Raw genomic sequence first — 26,024 nt, 5'->3', positions numbered from 1 at the left:
AATCCAAGCCAAACACGGGAGGTGGCACAAAATGCTCAGAGACAGAAGAATTGATTTCGGAGATCCGCCGCAAAATGAGTGGAATCTTCTTAAAGAGAAAATCGGAGACGGTATTGAGTATATGCTGCCTGACTCCCAGAGGTGGTTTCTCGCAAAAGTTGACGGAGACGGCATAAGGATTACCGCCGCTGAAAGAAACGTCCGTCCGCTTTCGGACCCATCCGAGCCACTTATTGGTTTTGGTGAATTCAGCATTGTTGCCGGCGCTTACAACCAAACCCTCTTCGGGGGCATAAACAACCTGCAACCCAGACTTAACGCGCAGAAAAAAAGCCCGAATATGCGCTACATCTTTATGTTGATTTACAACTTGCTTTGATTAGAAAAGAATTGTTTTCCCTTTCTTTTTAATCTCGTCAACTGAACAAAAACCGCAGAGCATCATAGTTTTGTCAAACTCCGTGCGGAGGATTTCAAGAACCTGATGGACGCCTTGCTCGCCGTCCGCGGCAAGCCCCCACAGAACGGGTCTTCCAATTAAAACCGCATCCGCTCCGAGCGCGAGCGCTTTAAAAACATCGGTTCCGCGTTGCACTCCGCCGTCCACAAGCAGGGTTCCCTTTCCGTTCATCGCTTCGGCGATGTCGGGCAGGGCGTCTATTGTCGCCAGACTTGTGTCCAACTGTCTGCCTCCGTGATTGGAAACTACAACGCCCGCCGCGCCGTTTTCAAGCGCGAGTTTCGCGTCTTCAGGGTGGACGACTCCTTTGACCAGAACGGGCAGTTTTGTTATGCCGCCGAGCCACCCTATGTCTTTCCACGAAAGGGAAGGGTCTATGGAGGAGGCAAAATAGTTTCCAAGTCCCGAACCGGTTTCCTTGCTCATTTTCTCCATCTGCGCGGCGCTCATATTTTTTATGGTCAAATCTTCGGGCAGGCGGAAGTCGTTGCGCACATCGCGCTCACGCGTTCCCAGAATTGGCGCGTCAACGGTAACAACAATGGCTTTGTAGTCCGCCGCTTCGGCTCTTCGCACAAGTTCCTCTGTTGCGTTACGGTCTCTGTAAACGTAGAGCTGGAAAAAAAGCGGTGTGGACGTCTCTTTTTTCACGTCCTCAAGAGCGGTGTTTGACAGTGTGCTAAGAATCATCAGCGTTTCTGCTCTGTCCGTTGCTCTCGCCGTAGCACATTCCGCTTCGGGAGAAGCAAGTCCATGAAAAGCGGTTGGCGCAACCAAAATTGGCATTGACGCCTTACTCCCGAGAACATCAACGGACATATCCCGCTCTGAAACGTCCACCATAACCCTGTAACGCAGTTTTATGCGACTATACGCCTCCCGATTGTCCGTGAGGGTAATTTCATCATGCGCTCCGGAAGCGTAATAGTCATAAAACATTTGTGGAAGTTTTTCTTTCGCTTTGCGGTGAAAATCACTGATATTAATGAGTTTTTTGGAAGTCATTTCTTTATCCGCTTATACATTGATTAACTCTTTATTTCTCAGTTATACACTCTCAGTTCATTGTAGAGCGCGTCCCTTTCCACGGGAACATATCCGGCGTTTTTGATCATATTAACCATAAAATCCCTACTGTGTCCCAGTTCGGACGGCGCTCCGGCGTCGTGGATGATTTTTTCGCGCATAATCGTTCCATCCGCGTCGCTTGCGCCGTAATGAAGCGCGACTTGCGCGGCTTTTTCGCCGAGTGTTATCCAATACGCTTTGATGTGCGGAATGTTGTCCAGAAACAGACGCGCGGCGGCATGAATTTTCATATCGTATGAAGCGGGGAAGGGCGGTATGTTGCTCAGCCCAGTGTTTTCAGGCTGAAACAGAACAGGAATAAACGCGAAAAAGCCCGGCGCTTCGTCCTCAAGATTTCTGAGCCGTTCAAAGTGGTCTATGACGTGAAACGGCTTTTCCAGATGGCCGTAAAGAATGGTGGCGTTTGTGGGAATGTTCATACCGTGGGCGAGTTTGTGAATTTCCTCCCATCTAGTTGCCACTGTTTTCGGCGCGCAGATTTTTTTCCTGATTTCAGGATGCAGAATTTCCGCGCCGCCGCCCGTGAGCGCGTTCACTCCGGCGCCTGTCAAATCCTCAAGTACGCGTTCAAGCGGTTTGCCGCTTATTTCGGAGAACCAGTCAATTTCAACCGCCGTGAACGCTTTAATATGGCAGTCGGGCTGCGCCTCTTTAATCGCCCGCACAATGTCGAGATAGTGGTCAAACTCCCAATCGGGATGAAGCCCGCCGACTATGTGAACCTCCCTCAAATCCTCGTGCAGCATGCCAACAATCTGCGGTATGGACATCTCATACGCATCCGCCGCTTTTTTTGTTTTTCCAAAAGCGCAGAACTTGCACGAAATGGCACAGATGTTTGAAGGGTTGATGTGCCGGTTGACAACAAAATAGACTTTGTCGCCGCTTCTTCTGCGTTTTTCAAAATCCGCCATCATTCCGACCGTGTGCATATCGTCGGTTTCAAGCAAGCGGACGCCGTCATCAAACGAAATACGCTCTCCGGATTCCACTTTCTTCAAAATGGGAAGCAGGGATTTGTCAACGCACAGTTTTTCTATGAGTTCCGGTAACTGTTCCACTTTTCAGACACTTTCGCCTTGATTTCAGGCGTCATTTCGGTGACTTCAGGATACCACTCCTTTTTTGTGGCGTCTATTCCCATTCGCCCCTCACGTTTCATATCGGACCCGAAGCGGTTCATTTCTTCAAACTCCACATCAAGGCGCGGGTCAAACCGTGTGAATATTCCCCATATCAGTTCGGTGTCGTCATGTATGTCAATATCGGCGCTCACGAGAACCGCGATTCTGATTTTTTCAAAACCCGGAGTTTCAAAAATGCGCCGTATCAGTCCTTTGGGACTGCCTTCTATTTGAGCCACAAAAAATCCGCCCGCGAGTAAGCGCCAGTCTTTTACTTCCGGATGTTTTTCACGCGGGTCGGGAACCGAAGAGCAGTATTCAAGGGGCGGTTTGCCCGGTTTTTTGACTGCGTTGATTCCCATTTTACTTCCAACATTGAAACTTCCGCTTGTGAAATCAAGTGTGTCAAGCGGCGCAGTGGGGATAAGCAGAAAATCATCGCAAGGGTCAAAGTTTTTTCCGACCTCTTCAAGTATCGCGGAAAAATCTCGCAAGTTGACGTCTCCCGAAACTGTTATCATGCATTTTGTCAGCGCGAGTTGTCCCGTGCCCCACAGCGCGAGCATGGATTTAACGGCGTTTTTCGGATACCTCTCGTCCACTTTGACAAAAAGAAGGTTGTGAAATCCCGCTTCGGGACATGCCCACATATCCTTTATTTCAGGATGGATAATTCTTATTAGGGGTGAGAACATTTCGCCCGCCGCGATTCCCAAATACATGTCCTCTTGAGGCGGTTTTCCGACAACCGTGGCGGGGAAAATCGCGTCGTCCGCGAAAGTCATTCGAGATGCCTGAAAAACCGGAAAATCCGCCTGCATTGAGTAGTGACCGAAATGATCGCCGAACGGTCCTTCGGTTCGTCTGATATTTTTCGGGACGATTCCCTCAATTATCATTTCCGCTTCGGAGGGAATCTTCATTGACACGCTTTTGCCTTTTGTCATTGCCACCGCTCTGCGCCGCAGATAGCCTGAGAACGCGACTTCATCAACCCCTTCAGGCAGAGGGGCGATGGCGCTGAATATCAAAGTCGGGTCGCCGCCGAGCACAATTGCCGCTTCAAGGTCGCGCCCGAGTTTTTCTGCCTCGTCGTAGTGCGCCGCGCCTCCTTTATGCGCGTGCCAGTGCATTCCGGTGGTTTTTGAATCGTATATTTGCAGACGGTAAAGCCCCATGTTTCTTCCGCCTGAAACCGGGCTGTGAGTTATCACAAGTCCGAAGGTGATGAACCTTCCGCCGTCTTGGGGCCAGCATTTTATCGCCGGAAGTTTCTCAAGGTCGGGCGTGATTTCATTTTTTTGAACGCGCGCGCCGCCCCAGGAATTTGCCGTTCTCATTGACAGCGCGCGCGTCATCTTCGGTAGCGCGGAGAAAATTCCCCGCGCGGAAGGCGGGTTTATTTTTTCAAAGATTTCCACAAGCTCCTCGCCGACATCACGCGGATTGCCTCCCAGAGCAGTTTTAATTCTTTCCTCCGAAGCGAAAAGGTTGATGGCGAGCGGAAACGGCGATCCGTTCACATTTTCAAACAAAAGTGCGGGACCACCGTTTTTCATCTCGCGGGCGGCGATTTCAGTGATTTCAAGTTCGGGGTCAACGGCGGTTTTAATTCGCTTCAAATCGCCTTTTTTTTCAAGATGCGATACGTATTCGCGCAGGTTGCGGAAGCTTTTGCTCACTCAAGATCTCCGCTGCGCCAGCCATTTGGATGCTCGCCGGAAACAACGGATAGAAGTTTGTCCGCAAAGCCGCCTACCAGTTCTCCGGCGGTTTTCGCGCCTGAATAATGAGGAGGACTGATGGGCATTATGATTGCTCCGTATCCCGATAACCGGGCGGCGTTTTCAAGGGCGACAGTGCTGAGAGGAGTTTCCCTGAGGGCTATTATAAGTTTTCTTTTTTCTTTAAGCGCAACCTGAGCGGTTCTTGTTATGAGAGTGTCCGCTATGCCGTTTGCTATTTTCGCAAGAGTGGAAACCGAGCATGGTACTATTACCATTGAGTCAAAGTGGTTGCTTCCCGAAGAAAAAGGGGAAGCGAGGTCGGAATCGTTAAAGGTTTTTTTCACCCATTGCCCAAGTTCTTCAACCTTGACGTTAAGTTCCTCATTTAAAACCGCCTTGCCCCATTTGCTTGCAATCAGGTATTTGTCGCCTTCGCACCGACGCAGAAAATCAACGGCGTAAACCGCGCCCGAAGCACCTGTTATTCCCACTATTGTTCTCAAAAATCCGCTAACCTCATGAAAAGTATATCCCGCAAAGAGTGAAAACTAAAACAAGCGCGCCCGCGCCTGCGTTAAGTTTAAAAAAAGCAAAGTTTGTGTCTGACGCCTTTACGTGCTCAAGCGCGAAAATGGCGCAAAGCGCGCCAAGCGCCGCGAGTGAAAACAGATTCATTCCGAATTCGCGCGTTTGCAGGGCAATTAAGGGGAAAACTGAAAGGACATGAAGAGCAGTTGAAACTGACAGCGCTTTTTCCCTTCCGAGAGACTGAACAACTGAGCGCAGTCCGTTTTGTTTGTCAAACTCCTCGTCCGCCATTGAATAAATAATGTCAAATCCCGCAACCCAGAAAACGGTGAAAATACCAAGCATTAGAGGGACAAAAATGTCATCAAAAGAGCAACGAACCGCCATCCATCCGCCCGCCGGAGCGAGCGCAAGCGCGGCGCCGACTCCAAAATGGCACAGGGGCGTTACCCTTTTCAAATAAGGGTAGGTGGCGAACACGGCTACGGGGATGGGTGAAAGAAGAAAAACAAGCGGGCATATCATGTAAGCGGACGCAAAATAGACTGCGAGCCCGCCGCCGGTAACCGCGTATGCTTCGGTTCCACTTATTGTTCCGGTCGGAATCGCCCTGTTTTTTGTCCTCGGATTTTTCGCGTCAATTTGAGCGTCAACAATTCTGTTAATCGCCATAGCGGCGGTTCTGGCTCCCGTAGCCGCACATAGAATAAGCAAAATCGTTCGCGTGCCAGGAACCGAGTGAGCGGCAAGAAACGCGCCCGCGAACACCATCGGCAGGGAAAAAAGCGTGTGCTCAAATTTTACAAACGAGAGATATTTTTTCATTGCGGTTTTTCAAGAAGCAGCTTCAAAAATTTGCCGGTTTCGGACTTTTTATTTTCCGCCACCTGTTCGGGAGTTCCCTCAGCAACTATTTTCCCGCCGTTTTCCCCGCCTCCGGGACCGAGGTCTATTATGTGTTCTGCGGTTTTTATTATTTCCGGATTGTGTTCAATCACCACAACTGAATTTCCCGCGGAAATTAGTTCTTCAAGCACGGAAAGCAGTTTTCTTACGTCTTCCATATGTAACCCGATGGACGGCTCATCAAGGATGTAAAGAATGTTTTTCCCGTCTTTTCTTGAAAGTTCCCGGACTATTTTTATTCTTTGCGCTTCTCCGCCTGAAAGGGTTGTCGCGGGCTGCCCCAGACGCAGATAACCCAGACCGACATCAAGCAGTCCGTTAAGTTTTTTCACAACCGGAGATGAATCCGAAAAGAACCCCGCCGCTTCGCTTACGGTCATATTCAGAACATCATCTATGTTTTTATCCCGAAATTTTGTTTCCAGAACTGCTGTCTTAAATCTTTTTCCCTCGCATTCTGGGCATACAACCGAAACATCGGCGAGAAAAAGCATCTCTATTTTCTGAATTCCCTCGCCTTCGCAAGCATCGCATCTGCCGCCCGCGATATTGAAGGAGAAATCCGATTGCGTAAGGCCGTTTTCCTTCGCGCCCGCGCTTGAAGCCATCAGTTTGCGTATTGAGTCATACGCTTTTATGTATGTAACGGGGTTCGAACGGGAATTTTTCCCGATAGGCAACTGGTCAAGCATTACGACATCGCGGACGGTTTCGGAGCCGATGATTTTTTCGCATTTGCCGGCGGTGAAGTTTTCTCCATAGAGCGCGTTTGCCAGATTGTTGTGAAGAACGTCTTTTATAAGAGAACTTTTGCCCGACCCGGAAACTCCGGTTACGCAGACAAGTGTTTCCAGAGGGATGGAAACGTCCATATTTTTCAGGTTGTTTTCAGCGGCGCCGATTACGGTTATTTTCCCTGCGCCTTTCTTTTTGTTTCTCCGTGGAGCGCTGATGGATTTTTCACCGGAAAGATAAAGTCCCGTGTATGAGTCTCGCGCGCACGAGACAAGTTTTCCCGCCGCGCCCTGATAGACAATCTTTCCCCCGTTTTCCCCAGTTTCCCTGCCAAGTTCAACTATGTAATCAGACTCTTTTATTATGTCCGGATCGTGCTCAACGACTATTAGAGTATTTCCCTTTTCTTTTATCCGTTTAATTATTGAAACCATGTTGCGTGTGTCGCGCGGGTGCAGTCCAACGGACGGCTCGTCAAGAATGTAGAGGGTTTCGGTAAGTCCCGAACCAATCTGGCACGCAAGCGCGGCTCTCTGGGATTCTCCTCCGGAAAGCGTGCGCGTGAGGCGCGAAAGGGTTAGATATTCCAGACCCACATCGTCCAAAAAACGGCAGCGGTCTTGAACTTCTTTCAGCGCGTCCGCGGCGAGTTTTATTTCATTTTTTGACAGAATTTTTGAAAGCGATTTTTCCGAGAAAAATTCAACCAGTTCCCCAACCGGCATTTCGCACAACTCGCTTATTCCGTGCCCGCCGATTTTTACCGCCGCCGCAAAGGGGCGTATCCTTTTTCCACCGCATTCATCGCAAACCCTTGCCGAGCGGTAGCGTGAAAGAAAAACACGGTTCTGTACCTTGTAGATTTTTTGCGCGATTTTTTTGAAAAACCCCTCAACTCCGCCGCGCGCGACTCCAACCGAGCCGTCTCCTTGAAAAACCAAATCCTTTTCCTTTTGTTTCAGTTTTGAAAAAGGAGTGTCGGGGTCAACTTCGTTTTTTTCCGCGAGTTCAACCAGTTTTCTGCGCGCAAATCCAAAAGAAAGACGCGCAAATGGCTCAACAGCGCCTCCTCGCAAACTTTTTGAATCGTCCGGAATTACGAGCGAGCGGTCAATTTCCAGAGTGTTTCCGAAACCGTTGCAATTTCCACATGCGCCATTAGGGCTGTTGAATGAAAACATTGACGGATACGGCTTTGAAAAAACCTGCCCGCACTTTGCACACGAAAGATCCTGTGTGAAGGAAAGAGGTTTGCCGTTTCCGGTGCGAACGCAAATGGTTTCGCTTTCCCTAAAAGCGGTTTCCAAAGATTCAATCATTCGCGCCCGCGATTTTTTTGTGATTTTTATTCTGTCAACAACAACACCGTACTCGGGTGGAAGTTCGGTGTTTTTATCAATTTTGAAGACGTCTTCCTTTTCCGTGAACAGTCTCAAAAATCCCCGTTTAAGAAGTCGCTGCGCGGTTTCGTCTTTGGAAGGCGCGAAAAATATCAGTGCGTTCTCATCCTTGCCGGATAACAAAAGTGTTTTCGCTATTGATTCGGGCGAATGTTTATTCGCTTCTTCCCCGCAGTCGGGGCAGAACACTTTGCCAACGCTTGAGAACAGCAGGCGTAGGTAGTCATAAATCTCCGTTGTTGTGCCGAGCGTGGAGCGGTTGTTCTGAATCCGGTTTCTGTTCTCTATGGAGATTGACGGCGGGAGGTTTTCAATCGCATCAACATCGGGACGGGCGGCGCGGTCAAGAAACTGCCGTGTGTATGTGGAAAGGCATTGAATGTATTTCCTCATGCTTTCGGAATGGATTGTGTCCACAGCGAGAGACGATTTGCCTGAACCGCTGAGTCCCGTTACAACCGTGAAACTGCCCGTAGGAATCTCAACATTGATGTTTTTGAGGTTGTTTTCCCGTGCGCCTTTTACAACCAGAGGCGGTTTTGAAGTTTTTGCCATATCCGTTAATGCTTCCGTAGATTAAATATAAGTTTCAATTTGCCGTGTTGCAAAACTACGCATTTGCGAAAGCCCCTCAATTTTGTTAGCGTTGTAGGAATTTAAGGAGACATAAAACCTTGTCAATTATTGAAAAAACAGACCCTGAAATAGCGGACGCCATCAGATACGAGTTAGAGCGTCAGGAAGTCAAAATTGAGCTTATCGCGTCTGAAAACTATGTTAGCGAGGCGGTTCTTGAAGCGCTCGGGTGTGTTATGACAAACAAATATGCCGAAGGGCTCCCGGGCAAGAGATATTACGGCGGATGCGAGTTTGTTGACATTGCCGAAAACCTCGCGCGCGACAGAATTAAAAAGCTTTTCGGCGCGGACTGCGCCAATGTTCAGCCGCATTCGGGCGCGCAGGCGAACATGGCGGTTTTCTTTTCCTGCATGACCCCCGGCGATACCTTTCTCGGAATGGATTTGGCGCATGGCGGCCATCTTACGCACGGCAGCAAAGTCAATTTTTCAGGGCGGTACTACAATGCGGTTTCCTACGGCGTGAGCCCCGAAACCTTCCTGATAGACTATGATGAAGTCAGAGATCTTGCCCTTAAACACAAACCGAAGTTAATTGTCGCCGGGTTCAGCGCGTATCCGAGGCAGCTTGATTTCAAAAAATTCCGCGAGATAGCGGACGAGGCGGGCTCAATGCTTATGGCGGATATTGCTCATCCCGCCGGGCTTGTGGCGACCGGAATATATCCCGACCCCGTTCCTTATTGCGATTTTGTTACGACTACCACACATAAGACCCTCAGAGGACCCAGAGGCGGTGTAATTATGGCAAAAAGCGAGCATGAAAAAATCATGAACGGCAGGGTTTTTCCCGGAGTTCAGGGCGGACCGCTTATGCACGTTATTGCCGCCAAGGCGGTGGCTTTCGCCGAAGCTTTGAGACCTGATTTCAAGGACTATCAGAAGCAGACACTCGCGAACTCGCGCGCGATGGCGGAGAGTCTTATGGCGCGCGGTTTCAAACTGCTTTCAGAAGGAACGGACAACCATCTAATTCTCATTGACCTCACGAACAAAAACATCACCGGCAAAGACGCCGAAGACGCTCTTGAGAAAGCGGGGCTTACGGTCAACAAAAACGCGATTCCTTTTGACAATCTTCCGCCGGCGGTTGCGAGCGGCATAAGAATCGGCTCTCCCGCGGTTACAACACGCGGAATGAAAGAAGTTGAAATGGAAACAATCGCTGACTTGATTGACAGGGCTTTGCAAAACTCCGGCGATGAAGGGAAACTCAAGTCCATAGCGGGGGAGTCGGCGGAGCTGTGCGGTAAATTTCCTGTTTACAAGGGGATGAAGATTTGAAGTGCGTTTTCTGCATGGAAGGCAATACAAGCGTTTTGGATTCACGCAGTAATGAAGAAACGGCGTCCATACGGCGCAGAAGGGAGTGCGGGTCGTGCGGAAAAAGATTTACCACTTACGAGCGTCCGGAAGTGCGGATTTCAGTTGTAAAAAAAGACGGACATAAAGAGCCTTTCCGCAGGGGGAAAATTGTTGACGGCGTAAACAAGGCATGCGTGAATCGCGGCATCGCGCCCGAAGAAATAGAAAACTTTGTGTTGAAAATAGAGGGGGAACTCGCGAGCAAGGGCGAGCGTGAAATTCCCGCTCACCAGATTGGTGAGCAGATTATGAAAAACCTACGCTCTCTGGACAAGGTTGCGTATTTGCGTTTTGCCTCGGTCTATAAATCTTTTGACGACATAAATCAGTTTCTTGACGAGGTCAAAGAGATTGCCGGCGGTGGCACGGGCAAAAAAAATGACGGAGACGGCTGACCTTTGCTGATAGACACACACGCTCATTTGGAAATGCTGGGAGACGGCGCGGCGCAGGCGGTTGAGCGCGCCAAATCTGCGGGCGTGGGCAAAATTGTTTCCGTTTCGACAAAATACGAGACTGCGTTGCGAACGGTTGAAATCGCGCAAAAGTTTGATTCAGTTTACGCGGGAGTGGGAATTCATCCCCATTCGGCTTCAACTTTTCAGTCCGGCACGATAAAGACTTTTTCCGAAATGGCTTCAAACAAAAAAGTTGTCGCCATAGGGGAAACGGGGCTTGATTATCACTATATAAAATCACCGCGTGAAATTCAGATTGAATCATTTGAGGCGCATGTTGAGATGGCGGGGCGATTGGAGTTGCCATTTGTTGTCCATGTGCGGGATTCCGAAGACGATGTTGCGGAGATTTTGAAAAATGCTAACTGCGGCGACAAACCGGGCGTTATACACTGCTTTTCCGGAACCTACGAAACCGCAAAGAGATTTCTTGATATGGATTTTTTCATCTCTTTTTCGGGGATTTTGACTTTCAAAAATGCGCCCGAAGTGAGGGAGGCGGCGAAAAAAATCCCGTCCGACAGGATTCTGATTGAGACCGATTCCCCGTATCTCGCGCCTGTTCCGATGAGAGGAAAGGACAATGAGCCCGCTTTTGTAAAGCATGTGTTTGAGACGCTCGCGGAAGTCAGAGAGACTCCGCGCGAAGAGATGCGACAGTTGCTTTTTCGCAACACTCTCGAACTTTTCCCACGCCTGAACTAATTCCATGTCCGATAAACCGAAAATAGCCGTAACCCTTGGAGACCCGTGCGGAATTAGTCCCGAAATTGTCGCGAAGGTTGTTTCCTCCGAAGAGACAAGGCGGATATGCGAACCGGTTGTTTTTGGCGGCGAAGAGATTTTTTCAAAGGCGTGCGAACTTGTCTCCGCAAGAAAGAATGGAATTGAAGTTGTGGACTGTGAAGGTCCGAGTTTTGACGATCTACACCCCGGCGAAATTGATTCCGAGGCGGGGCGGCAGTCGCTCTTGGCGATAGAGAAAGCGGTTGAATACGCGAATTCCGGGCGTGTGGACGCCGTGGTTACGGCTCCAATTAATAAAAAAGCCATTCAGCTTGCCGGTTCCCCGTATCCGGGACACACGGAGATGCTCAGAGATCTGACGGGCGCTGAAAACGCGGTAATGATGTTTGAAAGCGGGGATTTCAGGGTCGCGCTTGTTACGGTTCATTGCGCGCTCAAAGACGTGCCCTCGCTCGTAACGGAAGATTCCGTTTTTAATACTGTAAGCGTCTGCGCCTCCGCGCTCGAAGACAGGTTCGGCATAGAATCTCCGAAGTTTGTGGTTTGCGGGCTCAACCCCCACGCCGGGGAAAACGGCGAGTTCGGTTCGGAAGAGATTGAGCATATTGCGCCCGCGGTGGTGAGGGCGTCCGCTGCGGGGGTGGATATTTCCGGACCGCTTCCTGCGGATTCGGTTTTTTACGGAGCGGTTGAGGGCAGATGGGACGCCGTTATCGCGATGTATCACGACCAGGGGCTTGCCCCGTTCAAGATGCTGTCTTTTTACAGGGGCGTGAACATAACGCTCGGGCTTCCGATTGTCAGAACTTCTCCCGACCACGGAACCGCGTTTGACATAGCGTGGAGCGGAGTGGCGGACCCACGCAGTATGCAGGAAGCGGTCAAAACCGCCGTCCGCCTTGTCAGATAATTCCCAGCCGCAGTTTCAGAATGGTTTTTGCGATTGAATAACCGTAGATGATTCTGCGTGTGGAGGAGCCGTGAACGCGTTTTGAAAATGACATCGGAATTTCCGAGAAGGTGAAATCGGGGTGGTTTTTATGGAGTTTGCACATAATTTCCTGAAGAATGTCAAAGTGTTCGCAGGTCAGGGAAAGGGCTTTGAGTTGAGCGCTTTTATAAAGTTTGAAGCTTGTTGACCAGTCTTTGCAGTCAATTCCCAGTATGACTGAACACGCGATGTTTAGTATGCGCGACATTGTGCGGTTGATTGTGGAGTCGTCCGAATGTCCGCCTTCCGTATAGCGCGAAGAGATTACCATGTCGTTAGTTTTTCGCAGGTCAAGCATGGTGGGAATTATTTCGGGTGGATGGGAAAGGTCTCCGTCCATCAGTATCGCGTATTGAGAGTTCACGTTGTTTATTCCCGTGCGCACGGCTCTGCCGTATCCGTCCGTTCCACCCTCGGTCGGCAAATAAACCACATTTTCAAACTCGCGGCACAAATCCGGGGTTCCGTCCTTCGGAACAACCGTGTCCACAACAAGTATTTTGTGTGTGATTCCGTATTCTTCCAGAATTTTTGTAAGACGCGGCAGAAGGATTTTCAGATTTTCTTCCTCTCGCATACAGGCTATGAAAATATTGAGTTCTGTTTGAGGGGAAGTCATTTGTTTTCGCGTCGTGCGCAGATAAACAATTATACTGCTTCTTGACAATCTTTGCTCGTAACTTACATTTTCGCCGCAATGGAACAAGGCTACGCTCCGATAATTATTGTTTGGACGCTGATAATGGGACTCGCGGCCGTATTGCTTTTTCTTTCAGTTTTTCTCGGCAGAAAAAAACCGGGGAAAGAAAAATCCTCGCCGTATGAATCAGGCATAACCCCGGTTGGCGAAGCAAGCGCAAAGTTCCCCGTAAAATACTATATTATCGGCGCGCTTTTTCTTCTTTTTGACATAGAAGCGGTTTTTCTTATCGCGTGGGCAGTTGCCGCGCGTGATCTTGGAGTTGTCGCGGCGGTTGAGGCGGCCGTGTTTCTGCTTGTTATAGTCGCGGGATATTTTTATGTTTTGTTCAAAGGGGCTCTCAATTGGCGATGAACAGCGGCGAACTCTTGGGCGGAGACGGATTTATTTCAACAAAAGTCTCAGCTTTGGTGGACTGGTCAAGAAAAAACAGCTTGTGGCCCATGCCTTTGGGTACGGCTTGTTGCGCGATTGAAATGATGGGTGCTTTTGCTTCGCGTTATGATGTTTCGCGCTTCGGAGCGGAAGTTGCGAGGTTCTCTCCGCGTCAGGCGGATCTTATGATAGTTTCGGGAACAATCACTTACAAAATGGCTTCAGTTTGCAGGAAAATTTATGATCAGATGCCGGAGCCGAAATGGGTGATAGCAATGGGCTCATGCACTTGCGGCGGCGGTCCCTTTGACAGTTACGCGGTGGTTCAGGGTATAGACGAGTTTCTTCCGGTTGATGTTTACGTGGGCGGATGCCCGCCGCGCCCGGAAGCTCTGATAGATGCGATTATCAAGATACAGGAAAAAATCAACAATGAAGGCGCGCCTCTTAAATGAGCATTGCCAATTCGGTTGAAAAAGTGCTTTCGGATTTTTCCCTGTCGTCGGGTGAAATGAAGGGAGGGGAGCCGTTTTTTCTCATACGCTCCGATTCAATCAAAGAGGCATGTCTGAAACTCAAAAATGAGTTGAGGTTTGTCTATCTGTCGGACATAACAGCCGTGGACTGGCTCGGAGAGAGGGCGGGAGCGCGCTTTGAGGTGATTTACAACATCGTCCAATTTGACTCCGAATACAATGAGGAAGCGCGGGTTTTCCTCAAAGCCGCCCTTGATGACCCGCCCGTCATTGCGTCCGTAACACCTGTGTGGAAGGCGGCGGACTGGCTTGAGAGAGAGATTTTTGACATGTTTGGGATAAGATTTGGGGGGCACCCCGACCTGCGAAGAATTCTTCTGCCTGAAGATTTTGACGGGTTTCCCTTGCGCAAGGATTTTGATGTGAGAAACAGAGAACCGGCGAAACGGTCTTTTGAAAAAGCGCTTAAGGAAGGCAACTTCTGAAATGGAGCGTGTTCAATTTGTTTCGGGTGACCACCCAGACGACAAAGAGATGATTTTGAACATGGGGCCTCAGCACCCCGCCACGCACGGAGTTCTGCGTATTGTTCTGAGCCTTGAAGGTGAAGTCATCAAAAAAGCGACTCCGCACATCGGCTATTTACACAGGGGTATAGAAAAACTTTGCGAAAATATTACCTATCAGCAGTGCCTTCCCTATACCGACAGAATGGATTACATCGCGGCGATTTGCAACAACATAGGGTTTGTTCTTACTGTGGAAAAACTGCTCGGCATTGAGGACGAAATTCCCGAAAGGGCAAAAGTTGCCGAGGTCATTATGTTTGAACTTGGCAGAATAGAGTCCCACATGGTAGGTATCGGCACCGGCGCGCTGGATTTGGGCGCGTTCAGTGTTTTTATGTATTGCTTCAAGGAACGGGAGAAAATTTACGACATTCTTGAAATGGTTTGCGGCGCGAGATTGACAACTTCGTATCCGAGAGTCGGCGGACTTCCGAAAGATTTGCCGGATGGTTTTGAGAAAGCCGTGAATAATTTCACCGCCGAATTTCCGAAAACTCTGGATGATGTTGACAAACTTCTGACAAAAAACGCCATTTGGTTACAGAGAACAAAGGGTGTTGGTTTTATAAGCGCCGAAGACGCGATTGATCTGGGGCTTTCAGGACCGACTTTGAGAGGCAGCGGAGTCGCGTTTGATTTGCGCAAATCAAAACCGTATCTCGGCTATGAAAACTACGATTTTGACATTCCAATCGGCGAAGAGGGGGATTCTTATTCTCGTTATCTTTGTAGGATGGAGGAGTGCCGCCAGAGCGTGAGAATTATAAAACAGGCGGTGGAAAACCTGCCGGACGGCCGTTACATAGCCGATTTGCCAGAGATTGTTCTTCCCGAAAAAGAGGATGTTTACACAAAAATGGAATCGCTAATCCGCCATTTTGTTCTTGTTTACGATGGTTTTTCCCCACCGCAGGGCGAGGCATATCACGCGGTTGAAAACCCCAAAGGCGAGCTCGGATACCATCTTGTGAGCGACGGCACTAAACAGCCGTACCGCATGCGCGTCCGTCCCCCTTCGTTTGTAAATCTTCAGGCGCTGGGTCCTATGCTGGAAGGCGCGATGCTTGGCGATGTGGTTTCCGCGCTCGGAAGTATAGATATTGTGCTTGGCGAGGTGGACAGGTGAGAGTTTACTCTTGCTCAGGCAAATTTACCTGTCTCGCTTTTCCCGCTCCCTGATGTTCGCCGATAATTCCCTCTCTTTCCATCTGTTCAACGATTGTCGCGGCACGGTTGTAGCCAATTTTCAGGCGGCGTTGAAGCATTGAGATTGAAACCTGTCCTTCTGCTCTGACCACTTCAAGTGCCTGTTCATACATATCGTCCCGCTCTCCGTCTCCGTCTCCTTCCGACTGTTCGGGCTTGTTGATGACTTCGGTGATTTTTTCATCAAACACGGGATTGCCTTGCGATTTCAAAAACTCAACTATTTTTTCCCTTTCGTCGTCCGTTATCAGTGCACCCTGAATTCTTTCAAGCGAAGTGGCTCCGGGCTTGAGGAAAAGCATGTCTCCCTTGCCGAGCAAACTTTCCGCTCCGGGTGCATCAAGCACTATGTTTGAATTCACCCTTGAGGAAACGAGAAAGGAGATTCTCGCCGGTATGTTCGCTTTTAAAAGCCCCGAAACCACATCGGCGGACGGGCGCTGAGTTGCAACCACAAGGTGAATGCCCGCCGCGCGCGCCTTCTGGGCAATTCTGATTATTGCCCCCTGAGTGTCGTTCGTGCCGGACATTACCAAATCGCCGAGTTCGTCTATCACAATGACGATGTAGGGCAGAATTTTTGCCGAGTCCGCGCCTTCCTCACTTTCTATTTTCGCGTTGTAGGAATCTATGCTTCTCACACCTTTCTCGGACAGAAGCGAGTACCTGTTTTCCATTTCTCCAACCGCCCATTTGAGCGCGGCGGACGCTTTTCGCGGCTCGGTTACAATCGGGTGAAGCAGGTGCGGTATGCCTTCGTATATTGAAAATTCAAGCATTTTAGGGTCTATCATAAGAAGACGCAGACGGTCCGGACCGGTTTTATAGAACATGCTTGCGAGCAGGGAGTTCATAAGAACGCTTTTCCCCGAACCGGTTGTTCCCGCTATCATCAGGTGCGGCGCGGTGGCAAGGTCGGCGTAATAGGGCGCGCCCGATATGTCTTTTCCAACCGCAATTGCCAGCGGACCGCTTTTGGAAAATTTCTGATTTTCAATTAACTCTCTGAGGCAGACCGTTTCCCTCACCTGATTTGGAACCTCAATACCGACCACATCTCTGCCCGGAATGGGAGATATGATTCTCACTTTGAGAGCGCTCAAGCTCATTGCCAAATCGTTACTGAGCGATGCGATTTTACCGACCCTGACGTTGGGAGCGGGTTTGTATTCAAACATGGTAATTACCGGACCCGGTTTGATTTCCGTCACTTTGCCTTCAATGCCAAACCCTTGCAGTTTTTCCTCAATCAGGCGCGCGTTTGCGTATGCGGCTTCCTGATCAATGTCGGCTTGAACGCCATCGGGTTTATCAAGAAGGTCAATCGGGGGCAGATTAAAACTCCTTTGCGGTTTCTGCTCCTCCTCAGGGCTTTTGCCAGGCACGACTTTCAAAGGCGGTTTTTCCTGTTCTTCTATTACAATTTTCGGCGGAGTTTGATTCGTTTCTTCCTCGCGCGCCAGCGGTTTGTAGAGGTCCGGAGAGGGCTCGGTTTTCGCGCGCGGTTTTTCGCGCGCGGGAGTTTTTGCCTTTTCCCTGCGTTTTTTTATGGTTTTAACGATGAAAGAAAACAGGGTTTTTGAAGCGCCGACAGCCCGAATAAGTAGCGGAACGCAGAATTTCAAAACTTCAATCACTCCGGCTCCAAGTAGCTTCACCGCTTTGAAAAACGCGACCGCGACCGCGACCAGATTTGTTCCCGAAAGAAAAATCACGCATCCCGCCATAACCGTAAGTGCGACTATGTATGAACCGAAAGAACCGATGCCGTCATCGGTGAACTTCAGAACCAGCGCGCCCAAATCTCCTCCCGCACCGACAATGGTCAGGTGGTTCACAAAAACTCCTTCAAGAGCCAGAGACGCGAACAGAGAGGATGAAACAAGCAGTCCGGCAAAAGCGCCCGTGCGTTGCACGCCGTCCACACGGTCCACTTTGTACAGCAGGAAACGCGCTCCGAAATAGAAGCAACTCGCCGGAACAAGATATGAACTGATTCCAAAAACAGTTCCGAGAATTTTTGATATGAATTTTCCTATCCATCCGACCGCTCCGCCGCCTAGAGGAGACAACGAGCCGCCCATCACGAGGCTAATGGCGACAATCGCGCCGATGAGGAAAAGTGTGATTGCCGCCGCCTGGTTTCTAAATCCGCCGTTGTTTTTTGTCATTTTCCAACCAGAGCCTGTGTAGCGGCATCAATAAAACCGGCGGTCGGGTAGAGGGGAAAAATTCCCATCAGCAACACCGCCGCGCAGAGAAACGCAATGGCAAAAACCGATTCGGGTTCAAGTTTCCATTCTCCCGTCTGCTGTTTGGATATTGGTCTCATAAAAGCAAATGCCAGCACTTTTAAATAGTAATAAGCGGAAACAACGCTGTTTACCAGCGCGATTATAACAAGCCAGTGAAGTCCCTCATACGCGGCGGCGGCAAAAACCTTGTACTTGGCAAAAAATCCGATTGTGGGAGGTATTCCCGCGAGGGAAAACATAAAGACCGCGAGCGCGACCGCGAGCATGGGGTTTGTTTTCCAAAGCCCCGAAATATCACTGAAAGTTTGCCGCTCATCGCCGTCTCTGCCGAGTAGTGAAATAACCCCGAACGCGCCCAGAGTCATTATTGTGTAAGCGTACATATAGTAGAAAATGCCCGATAATCCGTCCGCGTTTTCGCCCGAAAGCCAGGTGGCGATTCCGACAAGCGCGTAGCCCGCGTGCGCGACACTTGAATAGGCAAGCATTCTTTTTATGTTCTTCTGCGCGATTGCAGACACATTGCCAGCAACCATTGTTATAACCGCGACAACGATAATGATTTCCTCAAATCCCCATTGCCCCGAGCTTCCTATTTCAACGGCGAAGCGGGAAAAAACGGCAAAAGCCGCAACCTTCACGCCCACTGACATAAAAGTGGTAGCTGGCATTGGCGCCCCCTGATACACATCAGGAATCCACTGATGAAGCGGCGCGGCTCCGATTTTGAAAATGAATCCCGCGAGAACAAGCACGGTTCCGGTTATGAGCATTGGGTTTGAAGGCGCGTCTGAAAAGGCGGCCCCGATTTCCGCGAAGGAAAGTGTTCCCGCCGCGCCATAGAGAAGCGCGATGCCGAGCAACATAACCGCCGAAGCAAAACCTCCGGTTATGAGGTATTTCAATCCCGCTTCGGCGGACGAAAAGATGTTTCGCGAAAACCCCGAAAGCGCGTAAACGCAGATTGACATTGTCTCAAAAGCGACAAAAAACGCTACAAATTCAACTGATTCAACCATAAACATCATTCCCGCCGTGCAGAAAACCGCGAGCGCCAGAAACTCGCGCAATTTTTCGTGGTCGCGTATGTACGGCTTGGCGAAAAAGGTTGCCGCCATGGCGTTCAGCAGAAGCACACCGTTGAAATAGCCCGCGAATGTGTCAAGCGTAAGCGAGCCGGAAAATGCGCTTGCGGTGAAGTCAAATCTTTCAAGGTTGAAGTAGAAAGCGGCAACGCACGCAAACCGGACAAGGTTTACGGGTATTGAGTAGAGGTGTTTTTCGGCGGTCTTTTTAAGCGCGGGACCCAGAACAATCAGTACAAGCCCGACAGAACAAAGTATAAGTTCGGGAATTGTCAGCGACGCGCTTTGAAGCAGTTGATTGAAAGTCATTTTAAGGGAAAGGGACGAGAGGATTTTTTACGGAAAAACTTGCCATGTCAATTTTGTTTTGCGGGAATGGACGCGAGAATTTTTGATATTTCCGGATAAGTGGCCGGTCCCGTGATTTTATTCCATATTTTCCCGTCCGGGCTGATAAAGAAAGTTTCCGGCACGCCCGCCACTCCATAGTCTATATGCACCGTTTTTTCAGGGTCATAGGCGTTTGTATAGGTGGTGTTGTGCTTTGCCGCGAACTCTATCGCGTCATTAATGTCGTCCATCACGTTAATTCCTATGAAAACAACCTCGCCACCGTATTTTTTTTCGGCTCTGTTCAAGTCACCCACTTCGTCCGCGCACGGAAGACACCACGAAGCCCAGAAATTGAATACCACGGGCTTTCCGGCAAAGTCGCTCAATTCAAGCGTTTTTCCGTCAAACGTTGTGAGTGAAAAAGCCGGCGCGGCGCGCCCGACAAGCGGCGATTCAGGCCAGTTTCCGCGCTCCGGCGAAAAGCGCTTGTTGAAAGACCAGACAATCAAAACGGCAACAATCGCGATAACAGCGGCGGCGAGTGTTCTCTTTATTATTCTCATGGCGGTTACGAAGGTGTATTATACTTAAACAGTTTCTTCCGTTTCTGTTTGATGGACACAAAGATAATAACAGTTTCAAACCGTCTTCCGGTTTCCGTCAATCCGGCGGAGAAGGGCGGATTTTCACTCAAACGCAATGTCGGAGGCGTTGCCACGGGGCTTGGCGGCGCGGGTTTTGGAAAACAGGGAGTTTGGGTCGGCTGGCCCGGCAATTCATCATTTTTGAACGCGAAAGGCAAACGCGGGCTGGAGCGCTCTCTCGCGGAAAAAAATTTATCTCCGGTTTTTTTAAGCGACGGCGAAACGGACGGTTATTACAACGGCTTTTGCAACTCTACAATCTGGCCTCTTTTTCACTATTTTCCGCAGTTCGCCGAATACGGCGGTCATGACTACGAAACCTATCGCAAAGTGAATGAAAAGTTTGCCCGCGCAGTTGTTTCAGTCGCGCGCGCGCGCGACACCATATGGGTTCATGACTACCATTTAATGCTGCTTCCGCTTCTGATAAGGAAGCATCTTCCGGACGCGGAGATAGGTTTTTTTCTGCACACGCCGTTTCCTGCGTCTGATGTTTTTCGTCTTATTCCGGGCTGTTCCGAGATTCTTGACGGCTTGCTTGGCGCGGATTTAATCGGTTTCCACACTTTTGACTATGTTCGCAATTTTGCCGAAACCGTGAGAAGGGTGAAAAGGATTGACAACTCTCTCGGTGTTTTTCCGGTTGGCAACCGTCTTGTTAAGGCGGATATGTTTCCAATGGGTGTGGATGTGCGCAAGTTTTCCACTGCGTGCCGCTCTGCGGCGGTCAAAAATAAGGTAAAGAGAAAAAAGAATCTTTTCCCCGGCAACTGCCGCATTATTCTTTCAATAGATAGGCTGGACTACACAAAAGGCATAGAAAAACGGCTTGAAGCATACGATCTTTTTTTGAAGAAAAACCCTTCGTGGCGTGGCAGGGCGGTGCTTTTGCTGGTTGCTGTTCCTTCACGCACCGAAGTGGAACTCTACGAACAACTGCGCTCAAAAATTGAGCGTATGGTCAGCGAAATCAACGGCAAATGGGGAACTCTTAAATGGGAGCCCGTGAAATATCTTTACCGTTCGTTCAATTTCCAAGGGATGGTTTCACTATATTCGCTCGCCGATGTTCTTTTTATAACGCCCGCGCGGGACGGAATGAACCTTATCGCCAAAGAGTATGTTTCATCGCGTCCGGACGGACGGGGAGCCCTTATCTTGAGTGAAATGGCGGGAACTTCACGTGAACTCGGCGAGGCGTTTATCGTCAACCCCAATGACCTTTCAACAGTGTCGGACGCTTTACTGTCCGCGCTTGAAATGCTCGCCGCTGAACGCAAACGCAACATGGACGCGATGAGGGCGCGGCTTACGCGCTATGACCTCGCGCGCTGGAGAACCGATTTTCTTGACCGCCTCGGAGCGCAAAAGCGGCGGCAGTCCGCGATGTCGTCAAAACTGCTTTCAAAAAGAGTGTCCGGCGAGATTGTTAAAAAATTCTCCGCGAGCCGTAAGCGCATAATCTTTACCGATTATGACGGCACACTTGTTCCGTTCACGGAAAATCCCGAAGATGCCAAACCGGACGCGGAAATCAAAACACACCTACGGGCAATAGCTTCAAATCCCCGCTCAAAACTTGTGGTTGTGAGCGGCAGAGACAGAAAAACCCTTTCGAAATGGCTTGGAAACTGCGCGGACGCGATTGTTGCCGAGCATGGGGCGTGGATAAAAGACAGCGGCAAATGGGAGCGTGAGGCGCCCGTTGAAACCGAGTGGAAAAAAGAGATTTCGCTGATTTTCGAAATTTTTACGGACAGAACTCCGGGTTCATTCGTGGAGGAGAAAGACTATTCCGTGGCGTGGCACTATAGAAAGGTGGACCCGTCTCTCGCGGCGGTTAGAACGGGAGAACTCAACGAGGCGCTTGCGAACACGGTTCAAAATCTGGGCGTTAAGGTTATGCAGGGTAACAAAGTTATAGAGGTTAAGGATTTCGCGATAAACAAAGGCGCGTCAATCCGCCGTTGGTTCGCGGACAAGTGGGACTGCGTTATCGCAATGGGAGACGATTTGACGGATGAGGATATGTTTTCCGGGCTTCCGGAGGACGCATATTCAATTAAAATCGGTTCCGGTATGACAAAGGCGAAGTTTTACTCTCCGTCTGTCGGGCACGCGCGGGAATTTATTGAAAAACTCGCGAAAATTAAATGAAAACCCTGTTTCTAATCAGGCACGCAAAGTCAGACCGCCGGCAGAAAGTCGCGGATTTGGAGCGTCCTCTTAATGAACGCGGACTTTCGGATGTCCCGAAAATGGGCTGGCGTTTGAAAGAGAAGGGTGTAGTTTTTGACGCCGTTTATTCAAGCCCCGCAAACAGGGCTTTTACCACAGCGAAACTTGTTTGTGAAAAGGCGGGTTTTCCGCCTGAAGAAATCAAGACGAATGAGAGATTTTACACTTTCAATTCCACAGATCTTCTGAAAGCGGTTGAATCTGTCATAGACGAGGATTTTCAGACGGTCGCGGTTTTCTGCCACAACTTTGCCATTACCGATTTGGCAAATCTTCTCACCGGCGAAACGATTGATAATGTTCCCACTTGCGGAATTGTCCACATTGAAACGGACGCCAATTTATGGGCGAATATCGCAAACGGAAAGGGAAGGTTGATTGATTTTGATTTTCCAAAATCTATCTAGGGTGAAGTAAAAACTACACATCTTTGTATTCGTTGGGATACAACTGTTTATAGCGTGCTTTTGCTTCGGAGAGTGTTCGGCCTGCGCCCTTTATGCTGTTGCACAGTCCGCAAAGCAGAACGAGATTTGAGTCATCATCAGTTCCGCCTTTGCTTCTTGGAATGTCATGGTCAATGGTCAAGTTCTGAATAAGAAAATGGTTGCCATCGCAAGCACAACATCCTTCTTGCTCGCCGTATTTCATATGTTTTATATTGGGACTTTGCTTAACTCTGTCAGACCGAATGGGAACATCATCACGATGAATAACTATTGGCTTAAAGCCCGTTGGCGTTTTGCCTTTTTCCCAATACACAAATAAATCCTTTCTCATTCGGCTTTGAACCAATTCAACAGCCTTCTTCGAAAGGTCAATTCCTATCCATTTGCGATTAAGCCCTGCTACCGCAATGGGCGTGGTAGCACAACCGCAAAACGGGTCAAATACCATGTCGCCCTCATTGCTGGATGCTTTGATTATGCGGTCAAGCAAAGCAAGAGGTTTTTGAGTGGGGTAGTGTGTGCGTTCTTGACCTGAAACCGGTTTGATGTCGTCCCAGATATTGCCGAATGTCGCCCCTTTGTAATAGTCTGCATATGCTCTCCTCTCTATCTTCATTCCTTTCTTATTAGTAGAAATAACTATGTTGCCTTTTTGGTATTCTTCTTCCAGTCTTTCTTTGCTCAACCGCCACCCTGAAGGGTGAGGATTGCGAAAACCCCGCCACTCATAGCATAGATTAGGACGCTCTCCCATACTTTTGGCACGGAATAATGGCGTTGCGGTGTTGTATGCTCTGCCATTTTCATCAGTCTTCGGAAACTTTTTTTCTATTTCTTCTTCTGTTAATTGTCTCAATGGGTTCAAAGGTGTTTTATTGGATTTTGCAAAATACAAAACGATATCAGCATTGTCTCCCCATTTTTTGTTTTTGTGTTGAGATCCTTTTTGTGTTGAAGTTGCCCGCTTCCATGTAATTTCACTTCTGAAGTTTTTAACCCCAAACACCGCATCCATTAACAACTTCAACCAATGGCTCATTGTGGGGTCACAATGCAGATAGATGCTTCCCGTGTTTTTCAGTATGCGTCTCATCTGGATTAGACGCAAAGCCATAAATATCAAATACGCTTTATAACTGTTCCCGCCGATGTTTCCGGCAAGATTGATTAAATTGGCAAGCGGTTTGTTTTCCGTTTCCACCTCTGCAATTTCCTCACTTTTGACATCGCTCATTTTCCAAGTGTCTTCAAACTTTGCACCTTCCGCTCCGCTTCCAATAGGGGCTTCAAAAATCTTTTTCTTGTTAAATGGCGGGTCTAAATAAATCAGATCAATGGACTCATCGTCCATTCCCCGCATAATCGGCAGGTTATCGCCGGTGAACAGTGTGTAAGGTTCAACGCCCATTTTGACACACAGCCCGACTTGCAAACAAGGTGCCGGGCCTTGTTCACCTTCTTCACCAGAGGTTTGAAAGTTCTGTTTATTTCCCGCGAGGGTCTTGTATTCACAGAGACCCGACTTTGCGGGTTTCTGATAAAAAAGGTGAACAGGCGGATTGTATTAAAGCAGGGGGTTGAAGTCAAACGCGGAGAATTACCGCTTCGGCTTCACAGATGTTTTCACAAATCGCATCGCAGATTTCAAACTCTTCGGCGTTGAGGCGTTTATCGGGAATGGCAATGCAGAACATTCCTGCGGCGGCGGCGGATTGCGCGCCTTTGGGCGAGTCTTCAATCGCCGCGCATTCGGACGGTTTTACGCCTATTTCCGCCGCCGCGAGCAGATAGATGTCCGGCGCGGGTTTGCCATTTTTTATGCAGTCACCCGATATAACGGCGTCAAACAAATCGCGAATTGAAAACTTTTCAAGCACAAAGGAAATCGCCTCCGTCGGCGAGCTTGACGCGAGCGCGGTTTTAATTCCCCGCTCTCTCAAACCGTTAATAAGCGGTTTCGCACCGTCAAACATCGTCAGTTTTTCATCATAGACGCGCAAGAGAAGATTCAGGCGTTTTTCAATCAACTCTTCGGGCGAACAGTCCAGACCGAACTCTGCGATAATCAGTTTTGATGAGTCAACCTGACTCAAACCCACAACATTGTCTCTGAAAGCGGGGTCGTATTCCGCGCCCATTGATTTTAGAAGTTTGATTTCCGTCTCTTCCCAGAGGGGTTCGCTGTCTATCAGCACCCCGTCCATGTCAAAGATGACAGCGCGGAAACTCAAAGTTGGTCTTGGATTTTATCTTCAAGCGATTGCTTGTATTTTTTGATGTCTATTTTAATTCGCGCCACGCCGGTTTTAATTGCGGCTTCGGCAACCGCCGCAGATTCCCACGGCAAAACGCGAGGGTCAAACGGCTTGGGCACAATGTAATCAGGCGAGAACTCAATAGGGTCTCCGCCGTATGCCTTGATAACGCTTTTCGGAACCGGCTCTTTCGCGAGGGCGGCAAGAGCTTGCACGGCGGCGATTTTCATCTCTTCGTTTATTGACTTCGCTCTTACGTCAAGCGAGCCGCGGAATATGAACGGAAATCCCAGAACGTTATTAACCTGATTGGGGTAGTCCGATCTTCCCGTTGCCATAATCACATCGTCTTTTCTGGCACTTGTCGCGTCTTCGTAGGAAATTTCGGGGTCAGGATTTGCCATCGCGAAAATTATGGGGTTGCTGTCCATGCTTCTAACCATGTCCTGACTGACCGCGCCTCCGTTTGAAAGCCCCACAAAGCACTGCGCTCCCTTCATCGCGTCTTCAACGGTTCTGTGTTTAGTGTCCACGGCGAACATCTCTTTTTGCGGATTCATACCCTCGCCGCGTCCTTTGTATATAACGCCGCGACTGTCGCACATTACGATGTTTCCCCTTTTCGCGCCCAGAGAGATGAACAGTTCCGCGCACGCAATCGCGGATGCTCCCGCGCCGTTAAAAACCATCGTCAAATCTTCAAGTTTCTTGCCCGAGAGTTCACACGCATTCAAAAGACCCGCGCCCGAAATAATCGCCGTTCCGTGCTGGTCATCGTGAAAAACCGGAATGTCCATCCGCTTTTTGAGTTCGGTTTCAATCTTGAAACACTCAGGAGCTTTGATGTCTTCAAGGTTAATTCCGCCGAAGGTCGGCTCAAGACTTTCAACAATCTCAATGAACTGGTCGGCATCGGAGCAGTTGACATCAATGTCGTAAGCGTCAATATCCGCGAATTTTTTGAAAAGAACGCCTTTGCCTTCCATAACCGGCTTGCCGGCAAGAGCTCCGATGTTTCCGAGCCCAAGAACAGCGGTTCCATTTGAAATCACGCCGACAAGGTTTCCTTTGTTTGTGTATTCGTAAGCGGTGTCAGGGTTTTTTTCTATCTCTCTGCACGGCTCAGCCACACCGGGAGAATAGGCGAGGGACAAGTCCCACTGAGTTGCGCACGGCTTTGACGGAACAACTTCAAGTTTTCCTTTCCTTTCCTGTTTGTGGTATTCAAGCGCGGCTTTTTTTAAATCTTTTTCTTTTGCCATTTTGATTTT

The 26,024-nt window shown here is 49.3% G+C and carries 24 protein-coding genes; 11 read left to right on the top strand and 13 right to left on the bottom strand.

Features of this window, described 5'->3' with window-relative positions; translation table 11 throughout:
- The first annotated feature begins 31 nt into the window (after window positions 1-31).
- The gene (locus GKS04_04275; GenBank protein ID QMU56364.1) at window positions 32-379 is read left to right on the top strand and encodes a hypothetical protein; all 348 of its coding nucleotides are present in this window, start codon (window positions 32-34) and stop codon (window positions 377-379) included.
- On the opposite strand, the gene GKS04_04270 is transcribed toward GKS04_04275, so the two are convergent.
- Genes GKS04_04270 through uvrA form a run of 6 tightly spaced genes read right to left on the bottom strand, consistent with a single transcriptional unit; the run spans window position 380 to window position 8,524 of the window.
- Window positions 380-1,465, bottom strand: coding sequence for an alpha-hydroxy-acid oxidizing protein (locus tag GKS04_04270; protein QMU56363.1), 1,086 nt, complete (start codon window positions 1,463-1,465; stop codon window positions 380-382). It abuts the gene before it with no gap.
- A 38-nt stretch (window positions 1,466-1,503) separates the two neighbouring features.
- Window positions 1,504-2,580, bottom strand: a complete 1,077-nt coding sequence (gene mqnE / locus GKS04_04265) for an aminofutalosine synthase MqnE (protein QMU56698.1) — start codon at window positions 2,578-2,580, stop codon at window positions 1,504-1,506.
- Between the two features lie 5 nt (window positions 2,581-2,585).
- The gene (locus GKS04_04260) at window positions 2,586-4,355 is read right to left on the bottom strand and encodes a menaquinone biosynthesis decarboxylase (protein QMU56362.1); all 1,770 of its coding nucleotides are present in this window, start codon (window positions 4,353-4,355) and stop codon (window positions 2,586-2,588) included.
- A complete protein-coding gene (locus GKS04_04255; protein QMU56361.1) occupies window positions 4,352-4,903 on the bottom strand; it encodes a UbiX family flavin prenyltransferase in 552 nt (183 codons plus the stop codon). Before GKS04_04255 ends, GKS04_04260 begins: the two co-directional genes overlap by 4 nt.
- Window positions 4,904-4,916: 13 nt before the next feature.
- A complete protein-coding gene (locus GKS04_04250) occupies window positions 4,917-5,753 on the bottom strand; it encodes a 4-hydroxybenzoate octaprenyltransferase (GenBank protein ID QMU56360.1) in 837 nt (278 codons plus the stop codon).
- Window positions 5,750-8,524: an excinuclease ABC subunit A gene (gene uvrA / locus GKS04_04245; protein ID QMU56359.1), complete on the bottom strand. Its 2,775-nt coding sequence runs from the start codon at window positions 8,522-8,524 to the stop codon at window positions 5,750-5,752. Before uvrA ends, GKS04_04250 begins: the two co-directional genes overlap by 4 nt.
- Before the next feature lie 119 nt (window positions 8,525-8,643).
- On the opposite strand from uvrA, the gene GKS04_04240 reads away from it, so the two are divergent.
- From GKS04_04240 to pdxA, 4 genes are read left to right on the top strand one after another with little or no spacing between them, the layout of a single operon-like run.
- Window positions 8,644-9,891 carry an aminotransferase class I/II-fold pyridoxal phosphate-dependent enzyme gene (locus tag GKS04_04240; protein QMU56358.1) on the top strand — a complete coding sequence of 416 codons (1,248 nt, stop codon included), beginning with the start codon at window positions 8,644-8,646 and terminating at the stop codon, window positions 9,889-9,891.
- Complete coding sequence (gene nrdR, locus GKS04_04235) at window positions 9,888-10,367, top strand: transcriptional repressor NrdR (GenBank protein ID QMU56357.1); 480 nt, start codon at window positions 9,888-9,890, stop codon at window positions 10,365-10,367. Before GKS04_04240 ends, nrdR begins: the two co-directional genes overlap by 4 nt.
- 3 nt (window positions 10,368-10,370) lie before the next feature.
- Window positions 10,371-11,135 carry a YchF/TatD family DNA exonuclease gene (locus GKS04_04230; protein QMU56356.1) on the top strand — a complete coding sequence of 255 codons (765 nt, stop codon included), beginning with the start codon at window positions 10,371-10,373 and terminating at the stop codon, window positions 11,133-11,135.
- A gap of 4 nt (window positions 11,136-11,139) precedes the next feature.
- On the top strand, window positions 11,140-12,087 hold the full coding sequence (pdxA, locus tag GKS04_04225; GenBank protein QMU56355.1) for a 4-hydroxythreonine-4-phosphate dehydrogenase PdxA: 948 nt from the start codon (window positions 11,140-11,142) through the stop codon (window positions 12,085-12,087).
- Here the strand turns inward: pdxA and GKS04_04220 are convergent.
- Window positions 12,080-12,787: a glycosyltransferase gene (locus tag GKS04_04220; protein QMU56354.1), complete on the bottom strand. Its 708-nt coding sequence runs from the start codon at window positions 12,785-12,787 to the stop codon at window positions 12,080-12,082. The genes pdxA and GKS04_04220 overlap by 8 nt on opposite strands.
- A 78-nt stretch (window positions 12,788-12,865) precedes the next feature.
- Here GKS04_04220 and GKS04_04215 point away from each other — a divergent pair, with 78 nt between their 5' ends.
- The 4 genes from GKS04_04215 to nuoD are packed head-to-tail and all read left to right on the top strand — an operon-like array spanning window position 12,866 to window position 15,414.
- Window positions 12,866-13,222: an NADH-quinone oxidoreductase subunit A gene (locus GKS04_04215; GenBank protein QMU56353.1), complete on the top strand. Its 357-nt coding sequence runs from the start codon at window positions 12,866-12,868 to the stop codon at window positions 13,220-13,222.
- Complete coding sequence (locus GKS04_04210; GenBank protein ID QMU56352.1) at window positions 13,219-13,698, top strand: NADH-quinone oxidoreductase subunit B; 480 nt, start codon at window positions 13,219-13,221, stop codon at window positions 13,696-13,698. The genes GKS04_04215 and GKS04_04210 overlap by 4 nt, the downstream gene beginning before the upstream one ends.
- Window positions 13,695-14,204, top strand: a complete 510-nt coding sequence (locus GKS04_04205) for an NADH-quinone oxidoreductase subunit C (protein QMU56351.1) — start codon at window positions 13,695-13,697, stop codon at window positions 14,202-14,204. Before GKS04_04210 ends, GKS04_04205 begins: the two co-directional genes overlap by 4 nt.
- Before the next feature lies 1 nt (window position 14,205).
- Window positions 14,206-15,414 carry an NADH dehydrogenase (quinone) subunit D gene (gene nuoD / locus GKS04_04200; protein ID QMU56350.1) on the top strand — a complete coding sequence of 403 codons (1,209 nt, stop codon included), beginning with the start codon at window positions 14,206-14,208 and terminating at the stop codon, window positions 15,412-15,414.
- A 4-nt stretch (window positions 15,415-15,418) separates the two neighbouring features.
- On the opposite strand, the gene GKS04_04195 is transcribed toward nuoD, so the two are convergent.
- From GKS04_04195 to GKS04_04185, 3 genes are read right to left on the bottom strand one after another with little or no spacing between them, the layout of a single operon-like run.
- A complete protein-coding gene (locus GKS04_04195) occupies window positions 15,419-17,665 on the bottom strand; it encodes a DUF87 domain-containing protein (GenBank protein ID QMU56349.1) in 2,247 nt (748 codons plus the stop codon).
- Window positions 17,662-19,143 (bottom strand): NADH-quinone oxidoreductase subunit NuoN, encoded by a 1,482-nt coding sequence (gene nuoN / locus GKS04_04190; protein QMU56348.1) that lies wholly within the window; start codon window positions 19,141-19,143, stop codon window positions 17,662-17,664. Before nuoN ends, GKS04_04195 begins: the two co-directional genes overlap by 4 nt.
- 47 nt (window positions 19,144-19,190) lie before the next feature.
- Entirely contained in the window at window positions 19,191-19,730 is a 540-nt protein-coding gene (locus GKS04_04185; GenBank protein QMU56347.1) for a redoxin domain-containing protein, read from the bottom strand.
- A gap of 51 nt (window positions 19,731-19,781) precedes the next feature.
- On the opposite strand from GKS04_04185, the gene GKS04_04180 reads away from it, so the two are divergent.
- Both GKS04_04180 and GKS04_04175 read left to right on the top strand, forming a co-directional pair.
- Window positions 19,782-21,968, top strand: a complete 2,187-nt coding sequence (locus GKS04_04180) for a bifunctional alpha,alpha-trehalose-phosphate synthase (UDP-forming)/trehalose-phosphatase (protein ID QMU56346.1) — start codon at window positions 19,782-19,784, stop codon at window positions 21,966-21,968.
- Window positions 21,965-22,456, top strand: a complete 492-nt coding sequence (locus GKS04_04175; GenBank protein ID QMU56345.1) for a hypothetical protein — start codon at window positions 21,965-21,967, stop codon at window positions 22,454-22,456. Before GKS04_04180 ends, GKS04_04175 begins: the two co-directional genes overlap by 4 nt.
- A 13-nt stretch (window positions 22,457-22,469) precedes the next feature.
- On the opposite strand, the gene GKS04_04170 is transcribed toward GKS04_04175, so the two are convergent.
- The 3 genes from GKS04_04170 to GKS04_04160 all read right to left on the bottom strand — a co-directional run bounded on the left by GKS04_04170 (window position 22,470) and on the right by GKS04_04160 (window position 26,015).
- The gene (locus GKS04_04170) at window positions 22,470-23,906 is read right to left on the bottom strand and encodes a hypothetical protein (protein ID QMU56344.1); all 1,437 of its coding nucleotides are present in this window, start codon (window positions 23,904-23,906) and stop codon (window positions 22,470-22,472) included.
- Between the two features lie 175 nt (window positions 23,907-24,081).
- Window positions 24,082-24,729, bottom strand: a complete 648-nt coding sequence (locus GKS04_04165; protein QMU56343.1) for an HAD-IA family hydrolase — start codon at window positions 24,727-24,729, stop codon at window positions 24,082-24,084.
- On the bottom strand, window positions 24,726-26,015 hold the full coding sequence (locus GKS04_04160; GenBank protein QMU56342.1) for a hypothetical protein: 1,290 nt from the start codon (window positions 26,013-26,015) through the stop codon (window positions 24,726-24,728). Before GKS04_04160 ends, GKS04_04165 begins: the two co-directional genes overlap by 4 nt.
- Between the last annotated feature and the right edge of the window lie 9 nt (window positions 26,016-26,024).

Origin of the sequence: Candidatus Mycalebacterium zealandia, from assembly GCA_014075295.1 — a bacterium.
Lineage (GTDB): Bacteria > Desulfobacterota_D > UBA1144 > Nemesobacterales > Mycalebacteriaceae > Mycalebacterium > Mycalebacterium zealandia.
The sequence above is the reverse complement of the archived record's forward strand: the minus strand, read 5'-3'. Positions and strand labels throughout refer to the sequence as shown.

What these genes read in the sequence shown, in the direction of transcription:
- GKS04_04275 (QMU56364.1), top strand. Translation starts at nt 32, where the DNA reads ATGCTCAGAGACAGAAGAATTGATTTCGGAGATCCGCCGCAAAATGAG.
- GKS04_04270 (QMU56363.1), bottom strand. Translation starts at nt 1,465, where the DNA reads ATGACTTCCAAAAAACTCATTAATATCAGTGATTTTCACCGCAAAGCG.
- GKS04_04250 (QMU56360.1), bottom strand. Translation starts at nt 5,753, where the DNA reads ATGAAAAAATATCTCTCGTTTGTAAAATTTGAGCACACGCTTTTTTCC.
- uvrA (QMU56359.1), bottom strand. Translation starts at nt 8,524, where the DNA reads ATGGCAAAAACTTCAAAACCGCCTCTGGTTGTAAAAGGCGCACGGGAA.
- pdxA (QMU56355.1), top strand. Translation starts at nt 11,140, where the DNA reads ATGTCCGATAAACCGAAAATAGCCGTAACCCTTGGAGACCCGTGCGGA.
- GKS04_04220 (QMU56354.1), bottom strand. Translation starts at nt 12,787, where the DNA reads ATGACTTCCCCTCAAACAGAACTCAATATTTTCATAGCCTGTATGCGA.
- GKS04_04215 (QMU56353.1), top strand. Translation starts at nt 12,866, where the DNA reads ATGGAACAAGGCTACGCTCCGATAATTATTGTTTGGACGCTGATAATG.
- GKS04_04210 (QMU56352.1), top strand. Translation starts at nt 13,219, where the DNA reads ATGAACAGCGGCGAACTCTTGGGCGGAGACGGATTTATTTCAACAAAA.
- GKS04_04205 (QMU56351.1), top strand. Translation starts at nt 13,695, where the DNA reads ATGAGCATTGCCAATTCGGTTGAAAAAGTGCTTTCGGATTTTTCCCTG.
- nuoD (QMU56350.1), top strand. Translation starts at nt 14,206, where the DNA reads ATGGAGCGTGTTCAATTTGTTTCGGGTGACCACCCAGACGACAAAGAG.
- GKS04_04195 (QMU56349.1), bottom strand. Translation starts at nt 17,665, where the DNA reads ATGACAAAAAACAACGGCGGATTTAGAAACCAGGCGGCGGCAATCACA.
- nuoN (QMU56348.1), bottom strand. Translation starts at nt 19,143, where the DNA reads ATGACTTTCAATCAACTGCTTCAAAGCGCGTCGCTGACAATTCCCGAA.
- GKS04_04185 (QMU56347.1), bottom strand. Translation starts at nt 19,730, where the DNA reads ATGAGAATAATAAAGAGAACACTCGCCGCCGCTGTTATCGCGATTGTT.
- GKS04_04180 (QMU56346.1), top strand. Translation starts at nt 19,782, where the DNA reads ATGGACACAAAGATAATAACAGTTTCAAACCGTCTTCCGGTTTCCGTC.
- GKS04_04175 (QMU56345.1), top strand. Translation starts at nt 21,965, where the DNA reads ATGAAAACCCTGTTTCTAATCAGGCACGCAAAGTCAGACCGCCGGCAG.
- GKS04_04170 (QMU56344.1), bottom strand. Translation starts at nt 23,906, where the DNA reads ATGGGCGTTGAACCTTACACACTGTTCACCGGCGATAACCTGCCGATT.
- GKS04_04160 (QMU56342.1), bottom strand. Translation starts at nt 26,015, where the DNA reads ATGGCAAAAGAAAAAGATTTAAAAAAAGCCGCGCTTGAATACCACAAA.